This is a genomic window from Halomonas sp. B23F22_20 (assembly GCF_043496985.1).
GTDB lineage: Bacteria > Pseudomonadota > Gammaproteobacteria > Pseudomonadales > Halomonadaceae > Halomonas.
Genome location: NZ_JBIEKH010000016.1, coordinates 64,617 through 78,849 on the forward strand (window position 1 = coordinate 64,617; position 14,233 = coordinate 78,849).

The 14,233-nt window shown below is 66.1% G+C and carries 11 protein-coding genes and 2 tRNA genes; 7 read left to right on the top strand and 6 right to left on the bottom strand.

What is annotated here, in order from left to right:
• Positions 1-17: 17 nt before the first annotated feature.
• From ACGTN6_RS14285 to ACGTN6_RS14300, 4 genes are all read left to right on the top strand, one after another.
• Complete coding sequence (locus ACGTN6_RS14285; protein ID WP_394592647.1) at positions 18-1,463, top strand: NAD-dependent succinate-semialdehyde dehydrogenase; 1,446 nt, start codon at positions 18-20, stop codon at positions 1,461-1,463.
• Positions 1,464-1,474: 11 nt separating this feature from the next.
• Positions 1,475-2,245, top strand: a complete 771-nt coding sequence (locus tag ACGTN6_RS14290) for an SDR family NAD(P)-dependent oxidoreductase (protein ID WP_394592649.1) — start codon at positions 1,475-1,477, stop codon at positions 2,243-2,245.
• Between the two features lie 85 nt (positions 2,246-2,330).
• On the top strand, positions 2,331-4,358 hold the full coding sequence (locus ACGTN6_RS14295; RefSeq protein WP_394592651.1) for an alpha-glucosidase: 2,028 nt from the start codon (positions 2,331-2,333) through the stop codon (positions 4,356-4,358).
• On the top strand, positions 4,355-5,104 hold the full coding sequence (locus ACGTN6_RS14300) for a sulfite exporter TauE/SafE family protein (RefSeq protein WP_394592653.1): 750 nt from the start codon (positions 4,355-4,357) through the stop codon (positions 5,102-5,104). The genes ACGTN6_RS14295 and ACGTN6_RS14300 overlap by 4 nt, the downstream gene beginning before the upstream one ends.
• Before the next feature lie 108 nt (positions 5,105-5,212).
• Here ACGTN6_RS14300 and ACGTN6_RS14305 read toward each other — a convergent pair whose 3' ends face one another.
• From ACGTN6_RS14305 to ACGTN6_RS14320, 4 genes are all read right to left on the bottom strand, one after another.
• Entirely contained in the window at positions 5,213-6,268 is a 1,056-nt protein-coding gene (locus ACGTN6_RS14305; protein ID WP_394592656.1) for a LacI family DNA-binding transcriptional regulator, read from the bottom strand.
• A gap of 210 nt (positions 6,269-6,478) precedes the next feature.
• Entirely contained in the window at positions 6,479-7,957 is a 1,479-nt protein-coding gene (locus tag ACGTN6_RS14310; RefSeq protein WP_394592659.1) for a carbohydrate porin, read from the bottom strand.
• A 255-nt stretch (positions 7,958-8,212) separates the two neighbouring features.
• A complete protein-coding gene (glpD, locus tag ACGTN6_RS14315) occupies positions 8,213-9,712 on the bottom strand; it encodes a glycerol-3-phosphate dehydrogenase (protein WP_394592661.1) in 1,500 nt (499 codons plus the stop codon).
• Positions 9,713-9,872: 160 nt separating this feature from the next.
• Positions 9,873-10,631, bottom strand: a complete 759-nt coding sequence (locus tag ACGTN6_RS14320; protein WP_394592663.1) for a DeoR/GlpR family transcriptional regulator — start codon at positions 10,629-10,631, stop codon at positions 9,873-9,875.
• A 212-nt stretch (positions 10,632-10,843) separates the two neighbouring features.
• On the opposite strand from ACGTN6_RS14320, the gene glpK reads away from it, so the two are divergent.
• The 3 genes from glpK (at position 10,844) to ACGTN6_RS14335 (ending at position 12,616) form a co-directional block, all read left to right on the top strand.
• Positions 10,844-12,352, top strand: a complete 1,509-nt coding sequence (glpK, locus tag ACGTN6_RS14325) for a glycerol kinase GlpK (protein ID WP_394592666.1) — start codon at positions 10,844-10,846, stop codon at positions 12,350-12,352.
• Between the two features lie 95 nt (positions 12,353-12,447).
• Positions 12,448-12,524: transfer RNA gene (locus ACGTN6_RS14330), tRNA-Val, on the top strand.
• 15 nt (positions 12,525-12,539) lie between these two features.
• Positions 12,540-12,616, top strand: a tRNA-Val gene (locus ACGTN6_RS14335).
• Between the two features lie 94 nt (positions 12,617-12,710).
• Here the strand turns inward: ACGTN6_RS14335 and ACGTN6_RS14340 are convergent.
• Entirely contained in the window at positions 12,711-13,166 is a 456-nt protein-coding gene (locus tag ACGTN6_RS14340; RefSeq protein ID WP_394592668.1) for a GAF domain-containing protein, read from the bottom strand.
• Between the two features lie 198 nt (positions 13,167-13,364).
• Entirely contained in the window at positions 13,365-14,159 is a 795-nt protein-coding gene (locus tag ACGTN6_RS14345) for a MetQ/NlpA family ABC transporter substrate-binding protein (RefSeq protein WP_394592670.1), read from the bottom strand.
• Positions 14,160-14,233: the final 74 nt, after the last annotated feature.

The window sequence follows — 14,233 nt, forward strand, 5'->3', positions numbered from 1 at the left end:
CTCAACAGGAGCCCATCATGCTCAACCTCCAGGACAAGGACCTGCTGCGCCAGGCATGTCTGATCGACGGCGACTGGGTCGGTGCCGACGATGGCGCCGTCGACGACGTCACCAATCCCGCCGACGACAGCGTGATCGGCCGGGTGCCGCGCCTGGGCGAGGCCGAGACTCAACGCGCCATCGAGGCGGCCGAACGCGCCATGGTCGAGTGGCGGGGCAGGACCGCCAAGCAGCGCGGCCTCCTGCTGCGTCGCTGGCACGACCTGATGCTCGAGCATCAGGAGGATCTGGCCGCGCTGATGACCGCCGAGCAGGGCAAGCCGCTGGCCGAGGCCCGCGGGGAGATCGGCTTTGCGGCGAGCTTCCTGGAGTGGTTCGCCGAGGAGGGGCGTCGCACCTATGGCGAGCTGATTCCAAGCCCCATGGGCGATCGCCGCATGATGGTGGTCAAGCAGCCGGTGGGAGTGTGCGCTGCGATTACGCCCTGGAACTTCCCGGCCGCAATGATCGCTCGCAAGGCGGGGCCGGCGCTGGCCGCCGGCTGCACCATCGTCATCAAGCCGGCGGGCCAGACCCCCTACTCGGCGCTGGCCATGGGCGAGCTGGCCCAGCGTGCCGGGATTCCGGCCGGCGTGGTCAACGTGGTCACCGGCGATGCCCGGGCCATCGGCGGTGCCATGACCGCAAGCCCCAAGGTCCGCAAGCTGAGCTTCACCGGCTCCACCGGCATCGGCAAGCTGCTGCTGCGCCAGTGCGCCGACACGGTCAAGAAGGTCTCCATGGAACTGGGCGGCAACGCGCCTTTCATCGTCTTCGACGACGCCGACCTGGAGCAGGCCGTGGAGGGGGCGATGCTGGCCAAGTTCCGCAATGCCGGCCAGACCTGCGTGTGCGCCAATCGAATCTTCGTCCAGGCGGGCATCCACGATGCCTTCGTCGAGCGCCTGGCGGCCCGGGTTGCCGAACTCAGGGTCGGCCCCGGACACGAGGCGGGCGTCGAGGTTGGCCCGCTGATCGATGCCGCCGCCGCCGACAAGGTCGAGCAGCAGCTGCGCGATGCCGTGGCCAAGGGCGGCAAGCTGCATGTCGGCGGCGAGCGCCTGTCCGGCAACTTCCTGTCGCCGGCGGTGATCGCCGAGGCTACGCCGGAGATGGCGTGCTTCTCGGAGGAAACCTTCGGTCCGCTGGCGCCGGTGTTCCGCTTCGGCGAGGAGGCGGAGGTACTGCGCCTGGCCAACGACACCGAGTACGGCCTGGCCGCCTATTGCTACACTCGCGACCTGGGCCGCGCCTGGCGCATGTCCGAGGGCCTGGACTACGGCATGGTGGGCATCAACAACGGCCACGTCTCCACCTGCGAGGCTCCCTTCGGTGGCGTCAAGGAATCCGGCCTGGGTCGCGAGGGCGCTCGCCAGGGCATCGAGGACTACCTCGAGACCAAGTACGTCAACATGGCCATCTGAGAGGCGAGATCATGAGCGACCAGCCCCCGGTTCAATACCATTCCCTGCGTGACAAGACGGTGTTCATCTCCGGAGGCGGCTCCGGCATCGGCGCCGCCCTGGTGCGCGCCTTCGCCGGCCAGGGTGCCAGAGTGGCCTTCGTCGATATCGATACCGCGGCATCACAGGCGCTGGTGGCCGAACTCGCGCCGGCCGAGGTGCGGTTCGACGAGTGCGATATCCGCGACATCGAGCGGCTTCAGGCGGTGATCGCCGAGGTGGAGTGCGATTTCGCCCCCATCGACGTGCTGATCAACAACGCCGGCCTCGACGATCGCCACTCCCTCGAGGAGCTGACTCCCGAGTACTGGGACAATTGCCAGGCCATCAACCTGCGTCACCATGTCTTCGCCACCCAGGCGGTGCTGCCCGCCATGAAGCGGCGAGGCGAGGGCAGCATCATCAACCTCGGCTCGATCTCCTGGATGCGCGGCCGCCCCGGGATGGTGGGCTATACCACTGCCAAGGCCGCCATCAATGGCCTGACCAGGACCCTGGCCCAGGAAATCGGCGTGCACGGCATCCGGGTCAACGCCCTGGTGCCGGGTGCCATCCTGACCGAGCGCCAGGAGCGGCTTTGGCTGACCCCGGAACTCAATCAGCGTTTCCTCGATCAGCAGGCGCTGAAGTTCCGGCTGGACGCCGACGACGTGGCGCGCATGGCGCTGTTCCTGGGCTCCGCGGAGAGCCGCGGCTGCACCGGCCAGAACTTCGTGGTCGATGCCGGCCTGACGCTCAACTGAGCCTTGCGTTCCGGGGGCGTGCCTCCGGAACGCATGCCCGCTGTTGCCCATCGCTTCTTTTCCTCTTCACCAACGGGACACCATCATGATGCGCGTCATCCCCGAGTCGCACGCCGTCAGCCTCTATCGCGGCGACGCCCTGCTGTTTCGTCATAGCGCCGAGACGCCGGCGATCCACGTCGGTCGCGGCCAGGCCCGCTTCGACATGTACCGGGGCAACTTCGAGATCGAGGACTATCTCGAGGCCCGCGAACCCTTGAGGCACCTGGAGGTGATGGCGGAGGGCGATGGCCATCGCCTGGCCTTTCGGCGCCACGCCGACGACGCCCTGCAGCTCGAGCTGCGGCTCGAGACCCGCGGAGATGGCGCGACCCTGACCACCCTCTACGCCGCTCCGGGCATCAACCGCACCTGGTGGCGGCTGGCCGCCGAGCAGGGCGAGCATGTCTGGGGCTGCGGCGAACAGATGTCCTACCTGGATCTGCGCGGTCGCCATTTCCCGCTGTGGACCTCCGAGCCCGGCGTCGGCCGCGACAAAAGCACCTACGTCACCTGGCGTTCGGACGTCGAGAATCGCGCCGGTGGGGACTATTACCACACCAACTATCCCCAGCCGACCTTCCTGTCGTCGCGCTACTATGCCTGCCACGTGGAAACCAGCAGCTACGCCGACTTCGACTTCCGCCACGAGGACTTTCACGAACTGCAGGTCTGGGCGGTGCCGGAGCGCCTCGAGCTGTTTACCGCGCCAAGCTACCTGGCACTGGTCGAGACGCTCGGTGCCCGGTTCGGCCATCAGCCGAGGCTGCCCGACTGGGTCTACGACGGGGTCATCCTGGGCCTCAAGCGCGGCAAGGCGCATGCGGAAGAAAAACTCGACCAGGCGCTTTCCGCCGACATGGCCGTCTCGGCGCTGTGGTGCGAGGACTGGGCGGGGATTCGCGAGACCAGCTTCGGCGCGCGGCTATTCTGGGACTGGAAGGCCTCCGAGAGCCGCTATCCGGACCTTGCCGGCTGGTGTCGCGAGCTGGGCGAGCGGGGCATTCGCTTCCTGGGCTACGTGAATCCCTATCTGTGCGTGGACGGCGAGCTCTACCCGGTGGCCCGCGACCGCGGCTACCTGGCCACCGATGGCCAGGGCGGGCCGGCCATCGTCGACTTCGGCGAATTCGACTGCGGCGTGGTGGATTTCACCAGCCCCGACGCCTGCGCCTGGTTCAAGGACGTCATCCTCAAGGCCAACATGCTCGACATCGGCATCAGCGGCTGGATGGCGGACTTCGGCGAATACCTGCCCGTGGACGTGACGCTTGCCAACGGCGTCTCGGCGGAGGTCGAGCACAACCGCTGGCCGACGCGCTGGGCCAGGGTCAATGCCGAGGCGGTGGCGGAGCGTGACAAGACCGCCGATGCCACCTTCTTCATGCGCGCCGGCTACACCGGCGTGCAGGCCCATTGCCCGCTGCTGTGGGGCGGCGACCAGTCGGTGGACTTCTCCCGTCACGACGGCATCGGCACGGTGATCACCGCGGCGCTGTCGTCGGGCCTGGTGGGCAATGCCTTCCATCACAGCGACATCGGCGGCTACACCAGCCTGTTCGGCAACGTGCGCAGCGCCGAGCTGTTCAAGCGCTGGGTGGACCTGGCCGCCTTCACCCCGGTGATGCGCACCCACGAGTGCAATCGACCCGGCGACAACCTGCAGTGGTTCGATAGCGCCGAGCTGACCGAACACCTGGCGCACATGAGCCGGGTCTATCGCCATCTTGCCCCCTATCTCAAGGCGCAGGTCGAGGAGGGCGCCGAACGGGGCATTCCGGTGCAGCGTCCGCTGTTCCTGCACTTCGAGGGCGACCCCGAGGCCTATGCCACCCAGACCCAATATCTCTACGGCCCGGATCTGCTGGTGGCGCCGGTGGTCGAGGAGGGCGTCGAGGCGCGTGACGTCTACCTGCCGGCCGGCGAGACCTGGGTCCACCTGTGGAGCGGCGCCGTCGAGGCGGGTGGCCGCCGATTGCAGGTGGCCGCGCCGGATGGTCGTCCCCCGGTGTTCTTCCGGCAAGAAAGTGCTTGGCGAGGGCTCTTCGAGTCCGTGCCGGGGCGCGATGGATGAGCCTGCTGGAGCACCTGCCGCTGCTACTGGTGGTGGCGCTGGCGACCTACGCCCAGACCGTTACCGGCTTCGCCTTCGGCCTGATCTTCATGGCCGGAGTCGTGATGTTCGGCATTGCTCCGGTGGCGATGGGCGCCATCCTGATCAGTATCCTCAGCCTGTTCAACTGTGCGGTGGCCCTTTACGGCAAGCGTGCCACCCTGGATCGCCGGGTCGTACTGATCAGTGCCGCGAGCGGGATGGTCACCGTGTTCCTGGGCGTCCTGGCGCTGGACGCCCTGAGCGGTGAATACGTGGGTTGGCTGCAGGTGATCCTCGGCGTGGCCATCATCCTCAGCAGCTTGATCCTGGTGCGCCACCCCAGGCCGCGGCGCGAGCGCTCTTCGAACTGGAGCTTCGCGCTGTTCGGCGGCCTGTCGGGATTCATGGGCGGCATGTTCTCGACCTCGGGGCCGCCCATGGTGTTCCAGCTCTACCGCCAGCCGCTGGCGCCGGCGGTCATTCGCGACTGCCTGCTGTTGATCTTTGCCATCAATAGCCTCCAGCGCCTGGTGATCGTGGCGTTTCAGGGCGCGCTCGAGCTCGAGGTGCTGGGACTGGCCGCCGCCGCGATCCCGGTGGTGGTGCTGTTCACCTGGCTGGGGCGTCGGTACCCGCCGCCGCTATCGCCGCGCAGCCTGCGGCGTGTCGCCTTCCTCCTGCTGATGGGATCGGGCGTCAGCCTGTGCCTGTCGGGACTCGGCTGACGGCCGCGGAAAGACGACAGCCGCAGAAGAGAGAACGGTCGTAAAGAGAGTGGTCGTAAAGGGAGAGCGGTCGTAAAAGAGGGGCGCCGATCGGCGCCCCTCTGACGTTCAGGAGGTGGCCATCCCGATTCGCCGGGTCGAGCTTTCCCGCACCAGCAGCTCGAAGCCGAGATCGATCGAGGTCTCGACGGTGTTGCCCTGCAGGCGATCGAGCAGGGCAACCGCGATCCTGTCGCCGATTTCCTCGCGGGGCGGACGGACCGTCGAGATGGCCGGCACGCAGCAGTTGCTGAAGTCCATGTCACCGAAGCCCACCAGCGCAATGTCCTCGGGGATGCGCACGCCTTGGGCCTGCGCCTGGGAGATGGCCCCCAGGGCCAGGACGTCGTTCGAGAACACGATGCCGTCGATGTCCGGCTGCTCGGCGAGCAGCGTACGTAGCGCTTCACGAGCGGCTTCGGCCATGCGGCCGGTGCCGGTGTCGATGATCCGGCAATCGGCGCTGCCGAGCAGGTCCCGGCAGGCGGTCCTGACGCCGGTCGCCCGCAGCTGGGCACGGTTGTCGACGCTCAGCCGAGCGCCGATGAAGGCCAGGCGTCGACAGCCCGATTCGATGAGATGACGCGCCTGGGCCCGTCCGACGTCCTCGTGGGAAAAGCCGATCATGGTGTCCAGGGCGTTGGAGCCCAGCTCCCACATCTCCACCACCGGAATCGCGGAGCTGGTCAGGATGCGCCGCGTTTCGCGGGTGTGCTGAAGGCCGGTGAGCACCATGGCGCTGGGCGACCAGGACATGAAGGTGCGCACCAGCGACTCCTCCTGCTGCTCGGAATACTCGCTGTGACCGAGCAGCAGCTGGTAGCCTTGGCGGCTCAGCGACAGCTGCATGCGGCTGACGGTCGAGGCGAACATGGAGTTGACCATGGACGGCACGACGACACCGATCACCCGCGTCTTGGCCGCGGCCAGCGCGCCCGCCATCAGGTTGGGCACATAGCCCAGGGCGTCGATGGCCTCCTGGATGCGGCGCCCCAGGGTGTCGGATACTTCGTCGGGGCGGCGCAGATAGAGCGACACCGTACTGGCCGAGACGCCGGAAAGCTTGGCGACGTCCGTCATGGTCACGCGCTTGGTGCTGCGTCGGGAGCGCTGTTGGCTACTCATGCTGATTGCTCGATTGATGTGGCCGGGACGTCGGAAAGTGCCTCGGGTCGAGCCAGGTGGCGACCATGGACGGCACTTGCATGAATCCTATCACACCCCCGCGTGGCCTCGTCCAAGGCGGGCCGGGAAGGAAAAAGGCCCCATGGCATCGTCGCCATGGGGCAGGATCGAAACGCCAGCGAGCGCGGGGCGAGCGGGCCCGTCAGCCGATCAGAACCAGGTTTCCGCCTGGACGCCGAAACTCCACTGCCCGCCGGTGTAGCCATCCTGGCCGAAGGCATCATCGGCGGCGAAATCGTTCAGCTCGTCATCCCAACTGATGTAGGAGGCGAAGGCTCGCAGCTCGGGGCGCTGCCAGAAGCCGCCCACCTGGGGCTTGAAGGTCGGTGCGATGGTGAACTTGGCGAAGTTGCCCTCCACCGCGCGGCGTCCCTTGTAGCCCTGCGGGTCGAGATCCATGGCCTGGTAGCTGGCTTCGTACTGCATTTCGAAGTTCTCGGTGAGCTCGTTGGCGATGCGCGCGTTGAGCGAGGCCCAGCGGTAGTCGTCGCCCTCGACGAACCGGTCCTCGCTGACTTCGGCCAGCAGCGCCGGCGCGATGCGCCAGTCCGGTGTCAGGTAGGTGGTGCCCTGGATGGCCAGGCGGGTGGCCTGGGCGTCGTCCAGCAGCTCGCCGTTGGCCCCGATCTGCTTGACCTCGGCGCCGAGGCCCTGGCCGTGCAGCAGGGCCGCCCGGAAGCCGCCGTCTGCCAGTCCGAAGAAGCTGTCACCCTTGTAGGCGAGCATGGCGTGGAGGCCGCGGTCGGCGGCGGTGCCGGCACCGTCGGTGAGTCGTTGGTCGTTGTCGGCGGCCGAGATCGCGTTGAGCATCAACTGCCAGTTTCCGACGTAGTTGTTGGCGGTCAGGACCAGGCTGTCGGTATCGTCGCTGAGCCCGGTGTCTTCCGGGTCGAGGCGGAAGTCGTCGAAGCTGCGCCCGTACAGCGAGAAGTTCGCCTTCCAGGCATCGCCGAGCTGGACGTCGTAGACCCCCGCGCCGAGGCCTGCCAGCTTGACCACATCGCTGTCGAGCCAGTGGATGTCGAAGTTGTCGCGATCCAGGCGCTTGCCGGCCCACAGGGTGGCGTCCTCGAAGGCGCCCCCTGCGAGGCTCGGCAGCTCCGAGAGCTCGACGAATACCTGTCGCACGTTCAGGTCGGACTCGTTGGCGGTCCAGTCGTTACTGGTCTCGACCGAATCGGCGAAGGACACCTGGAAGCGTTGCTTGGCGCCGCTGGCATAGGTGTGCTGATGGTTCAGCCTGGCGTGCACGTAGGTATCCGGCTCGTTGCCCAGGCGACCCACGGCGCCGCCCACGGTGCCGGCGGGCGTCACATAGGGACCGCCGGGCAGGCTCTTGCCCTCGTCGCCGAGCAGCAGGCCTGAACGGGCGTAGGCGCTGAAGGAGAAGCCGTCATCGCTGCTTGCCTGATCCTCGAGGGCGGCGAGCCTGGCCTCGTAGTCCTCGTCGTGGGCCTGCTCCTCCAGGCGAGCCTCGGCGGCCTCGGCACGTCGCTCGGCGGCGACCACCCGAGCCTCGAGCGCTGCCAGGCGGGCTTCGATGTCGGCATCGTCGGCCAGGGCATGGGCGCTCATGCCGGTCAGCGCAAGGGCGGCGGCGAGGGGGGCGAGCTGGAAGGTCTTGGTCATGAGGGGATCCCGGTTTGCGTGTGTTGTTGTCGTGATCTTCGAAGTGTCGAACTTCGTAGCGCTGCGAAATTCGCGATCAATCGTAGCGCTACGATTGATGAGTGCCATTCGGCTTTGGTCGTAGTCGGTTAGCTTTCTGGTTTTTCTATGTAGAAAGGAGCGAAAAATTGAGTGATGTATTCTTCGTAGCGATACGAAAACTGCCGCTGACCGGCGTGGCCAGCGGCACATCTCGGATGACCAGGGTCTGTCGCCTCAGACGGCCAGGGCCTGTCGCTTGGCGTTCATGTAAGACGTGAGCCGGATGACCTGCTGCTCGGAGAGGCGCAGGGCCAGCTTGGTGCGACGCCAGAGAATGTCCTGAGGCTCGCGGGCCCATTCGTGTTCCACCAGGTAGTCCACCTCGGCGGCGGACAGGCCGGCGCCGAAGTCTTCGCCGAGTTCCTGGCGAGACGACTTGCCGGCCAGGAACCGATGACACAGTGAGCCGTAGGTGCGGGCGAAGCGTCGTACCTGGTCGGTCGTGAGGAAGGGGTAGTCGGTCTCCAGGCGACGGCGAAACGTCTCCTGGTCGCCGATATCTCCGCCCGGCAGCGGGGCGTTTGCCGTCCAGGCGGGCTTCATGGAGGGCAGGTGCGGTGCGAGGCTCGCCAGTGCGGCCTCGGCGAGCTTGCGATAGGTGGTGATCTTGCCGCCGAACACCGACAGCAGCGGAGCGCCATGGGTGTCGAGGTCCAGCGTGTAGTCGCGGGTCATGGCCGAGGGCTCGGCGGACTCGTCATCGCACAGCGGACGCACGCCGGAGAAGGTGCGAATGACATCGTCGCGCGTCAGCGGAGTGGTGAAGTGGTCGTTCACGACGTCCAGCAGATAGGCGATCTCCTCTTCGCTGGCCTCGACTCGGGCGGGGTCTCCCTGGTAGCGACGATCGGTGGTGCCGATCAGGCTGAAGTCCTCTTCATAGGGCAGCACGAAGACGATCCGCTGGTCGGTGTTCTGCAGGATGAAGGCGCGCTCGTCGCTGTTGCGCCTCGGCACGATGATGTGGCTGCCCTGGATCATGCGCATGCCGTAGCGGGAAGCGCGTGGCGTCATGCCGCGAATCACGCTTTCCACCCAGGGGCCGGAGGCGTTGACCAGCGAGTGGGCACGGCGGGTCAGGCGCATGCCGCTGGCCACGTCCTCCAGCTCGATTTCCCAGTGACCGTCGACCTCGTGGGCGCCGACGCAGCGTGTGCCCACCAGGATCTCGGCGCCTGATTCGCTGGCCTGGATGGCGTTGAGGATCACCAGGCGAGCGTCATCCACCCAGCAGTCCGAGTATTCGAAGCCCCGTGACAGGTCGGGCGACAGGCCCAGTTCCGGCGCCAGGCGCAGCCCTCGAGAGGCGGGCAGGCGACGACGCTTGCCGAGATGGTCGTAGAGGAACAGTCCGGCGCGCAGCATCCAGGCCGGGCGGAGATGCGAGCGGTGGGGCAGCACGAAGCGCAGCGGCCAGATGATATGGGGCGCCTTGGCGAGCAGCGTCTCGCGCTCGCGCAGGGCTTCGCGGACCAGGCGGAACTCGTGGTGTTCCAGGTAGCGCAGGCCGCCATGGATCAGCTTGCTGCTGGCCGAGGAGGTGGCGCTGGCCAGGTCGGCCTGTTCGCAAAGGCCGACCGAGAGGCCGCGTCCGGCGGCATCGGCGGCAATGCCGGCGCCATTGATGCCGCCGCCGATCACGAAGAGATCCAGAATATCGGGAGATGTCGCCATGTCACGCTCCGGTGGGCACTGGGCCGTAGGGAAATGATGTCGTTTATGTTGGAAAACGAAAATAGGGTATTTGAAAACGAACATCAAGCGACAAGGCGCTCCCGCCGTGAGGAACGACATGATATGGCGCGGTGGGCGGGAAGGGAGGAGAGGAAGAGAGTCAGGCGAGGTGCAGGGCGACGTTGTGCTCGCGCAGCAGTTCCTGTATGCGCTCGGAGGGCTGGCGGTCGGTAAACAGGGCGTCGAGCTGGGCGAGGTTGCCCTGGCGAACGACCGGGTTGCGCTGGAACTTCGAGTGATCGGCGGCCAGGAAGACCTGGCGGGAGTTGTGAATGATTGCCTGGGCGACGCGCACTTCCTGATAGTCGAATTCCAGCAGCGAGCCGTCTTCATCGATACCGCTGATGCCGATGACGCCGAAGTCGACCTTGAACTGGTTGATGAAGTCGATGGTGGCTTCGCCGATGATGCCGCCGTCGCGAGAGCGGACCTGGCCGCCGGCGACGATCACGTTGAAGTCTTCCTTGCGCTGGAGAATGGCGGCCACGTTGAGGTTGTTGGTGATCACCTCGAGGCCCTGGTGGTCGAGCAGGGCCTCGGCCACCACTTCGTTACTGGTGCCGATGTTGATGAACAATGAGGCGTGGTCGGGAATGTGGCGGGCGAGCAGTGCCGCGATGCGCTGCTTGGCCTCCAGGTTGAGGCTCTTGCGCATCGAATAGGCGGTGTTGACCGTGCTCGATTCGAGGCCGGCGCCGCCGTGAACGCGCCTGAGCTGGCCGTCGCCGGAGAGGCGGTTGAGATCGCGGCGAATCGTCTGGGGCGTGACCGCAAAATGTTCGGTGAGCTGCTCGATGCTGGCGTAGCCCTGGCGGCGAACGAGCTCGACGATGCTGTCTTGGCGCTGCTGTGGGGTCATGCTAACTCCTTGATGGCGGGATTCTACGCCAATCCGAGCGCCATTGCAGGGCGATGCGTGATGATCGGTATGCTCCCAAAGTCGTAGGCGTCGAGCGCTGTTGTCAATTGAGCGCCCTCTGCCAGTAGCGTAGTCTTTTGATCATAATCGAACATTGTAGGCGTGAAAAACGAAAACGCCTCTCCGAACCAACGATACCAGGATGCTTCCTCATGGCCTCTTATCTGCTTGCCATCGATCAGGGCACAACCAGTTCTCGGGCGATCCTCTTCGATCGCGAGGGGCATGGCGTCGCCACTGCCCAGCGAGAATTTCCCCAGCAGTTCCCGGCCGATGGCTGGGTTGAGCATGACCCCGAAGCGATCTGGGACTCGGTGGTTGCTACCTGTCGCCAGGTGATCGCGGAGCACGGGGTGAGCGTGACGGATATCGCCGGCATCGGCATTACCAACCAGCGAGAAACGACCCTGCTGTGGGATCGCGAGACCGGCAAGCCTCTCTACAACGCCATCGTCTGGCAGGATCGGCGTACGGCCGATCATTGCCACTCCCTGCGCCAGGCTGGGCATACCGAGCTGGTTCAGGCGCGTACCGGGCTGCTGATCGATCCCTATTTCTCGGCGACCAAGCTGGCCTGGCTGCTCGACAATGTCGAGGGCGCCCGGGAGCGGGCGGAGCGGGGCGAGCTGGCGTTCGGTACCGTCGACACCTTCCTGATCTGGCGTCTCACCGGTGGCCGGGTGCATGCCACGGATGCCACCAACGCGTCACGCACGGCGCTGTTCGACATTCATGCGCAGCGCTGGGATCCGGAGCTGCTGGCGCTGTTCGATATTCCGGCGAACCTGCTGCCCGAAGTGCATGATTCCAGCGACGATTTCGGGCTGGCGGGCCCGGAGTTCCTGGGAGACGAGCTGCCGATCGCCGGGGTCGCCGGCGATCAGCAGGCGGCCCTGGTCGGCCAGGCCTGCTTTTCGCCGGGGATGGGCAAGAGCACCTACGGCACCGGCTGCTTCATGATCGTCAACACCGGAGAGCGTGCCGAGGTATCGCGAAATCGACTGCTGACCACGGTCGGCTATCGGCTCAATGGCGTGCCGACCTACGCCATGGAGGGCAGCATCTTCGTCGCTGGCGCCACCGTCCAGTGGCTGCGCGATGGCCTCAAGCTGTTTGCCGATGCCGCCGAGACCGAGACCCTGGCGCGGGAGACCAAGAGTGGCCATAGCGTGTACCTGGTGCCGGCCTTTACCGGGCTCGGCGCGCCGCACTGGGACCCCAAGGCCCGCGGTGCCATCCTGGGCCTGACGCGCGACACCGGCATCGCCGATATCGTGGCCGCCGGGCTGCAGGCAGTGTGCTATCAGACGCGCGACCTGCAGGTCTGCATGAGCGATGACATGAGCACGCCGCCGGGCACTCTGCGGGTGGATGGCGGCATGGTGGGCAACAACTGGGTGATGCAGTTCCTGGCCGACATGCTGGGAGTGCAGGTGGATCGTCCGGGAATTCTCGAGACCACGGCCCTGGGGGCTGCCTATCTGGCCGGCCTGCGCCTGGGATGGTATCGGGACCTCGACGAGATCGCCGCCCTCTGGCGCTGCGAACGAAGCTTCAGCCCGGCGATGGACGAGGCCGAGCGCGAGCGCCTGTATGGCGGCTGGCTCGAGGCGGTGGATCGGGTGCGCTGTGCGCCGGACGAGTCTGCGCCAACTTCCTGATCTTGCGCGTTTCGTGTTGGCAAAAGGGGGTTGCATTTTCCGTCCGGGTCAGTAGAATACGCAACCGTTGTCACGGCGAACATCGCCGGAAACGTAGGACCATAGCTCAGTTGGTTAGAGCGCCACGTTGACATCGTGGAGGTCGGCGGTTCAAATCCGCCTGGTCCTACCATCTCGACATCGCAGCAGGACCATAGCTCAGTTGGTTAGAGCGCCACGTTGACATCGTGGAGGTCAGCGGTTCAAATCCGCTTGGTCCTACCAGATTCCCGAAACGCCCCGTGCCCCAGGCACGGGGCGTTTTCGTGTGCTTGCATGACACGCCCGCCCTGCCCGGCGGTGGCAGGGCGGGGCGCTGCTAGTTCAGATCCGTGTGTTCGACGAAGACCTGTACCAGTGCCTCCAGGCCTTCCTGGTCGCTGGCGCTGAAGCGGCCTTGCCTGGGGCTGTCGAGGTCGAGCACGCCCCATAGCCGGTCGGCGACCATCACCGGAATCACCAGCTCGGCCCGCGAGGCCGCGTCGCAGGCGATGTGATCGGCGACGGCGTGAACGTCGTCGACGCGCTGTGTCTCCCGCGTGCGGGCTGCTGCGCCGCAGACGCCCTTGCTGAAGGGGATCGGGTGGCAGGCTGGTTTGCCCTGGAAGGGGCCCAGGTCGAGTCGCTGGGGCTCGCGCTGCAGGTAGAAGCCCACCCAGTTCAGCTCGGGGATCTCCTGCATGATGAAGGCGCTGGTCTGGGCGCTGTTGGTCAGCCAGTCGCGGGTGTCCAGCAGGGCGCCGAGCTGGCGGGCGAGCAGAGCGTAGTCGGTCATGATGTCTCCTTCAACGACAGGGGCCGGCACATCGGCCGGCCCCAAACTTCTCAATCCTGAGGGTAATGCGGAATGCGTTACGAGCGAGGATAGGCTGGCCGCAGCCGGAGCGCAGCTCCCGGAGTGTAGCCCGCTACATGAGGAGAGCGAGCACCGTAGGCGGCCAGGATATCGAGCGCAGTAGAAGTCCGCTTGCCCTCATTCCCAGCCCGGGACGGCCGCGCCCTTGAAAAGCTCCTCTGCCTTGGCGGCGACCTCGTCGGACTGGTAGGCGTCGACCAGCTGCTGGATCTCCTCGCGGTCCTCGTCCCCGGCGCGTACGGCGATGATGTTGACGTAGGGCGACTCGGGGCCTTCCTTGACCAGGGCGTCGTCCAGGCTCAGGCCGGCCGGCTGGGCGAAGGTGTTGTTGATGAAGGCCATGTCCACGTCGGGCAGCACGCGTGGCAGCTGGGCGGCCTCGATCTCGCGGAACTCGAAGTCATGCGGGTTCTCGACGATGTTCAGCGGGGTGGCCTCGAGGTTCTTCGGGTCGTCCAGGGTGATCAGGCCTTCCTCATGCAGCAGGATCAGAGAGCGCCCCTCGTTGGTCGGGTCGTTGGGCAGGGCGATGGTAGCGCCGTCCGGCAGTGCCTCGATGCTGTCGACCTTCTCGGAGTAAGCGCCGATCGGATAGACGAAGGTGCGGCCGGCGATGGCGAAGTCGTAGCCGCGATCCTCGACCATCGACTGCATGTAAGGTTCGTGCTGGTAGGCGTTGGCGTCGAGGCTGCCGTCGGCCAGTGCGGCGTTGGGCGTGACGTAGTCGGTGAACTCGATGATCTCGACGTCCAGGCCGTACTCTTGCTCGGCAATGTCCGCAGCGACTTGCATGACGTCGGTCTCGGGGCCTGCCACCGTGCCCACCTTGATGCTGTGCTCGTCGGCGTTGGCCTGGCCGATGGCCAGGGTCAAAGCGGAAGCGGCGAGGCCGCCGATCAGGATGTTGCGCATGTCGATGTCTCCCTGTCGAAGCTGACGTGAGGTTCGCCCACGACTATAAAGGTATAAAAACGAGATGTGTAATG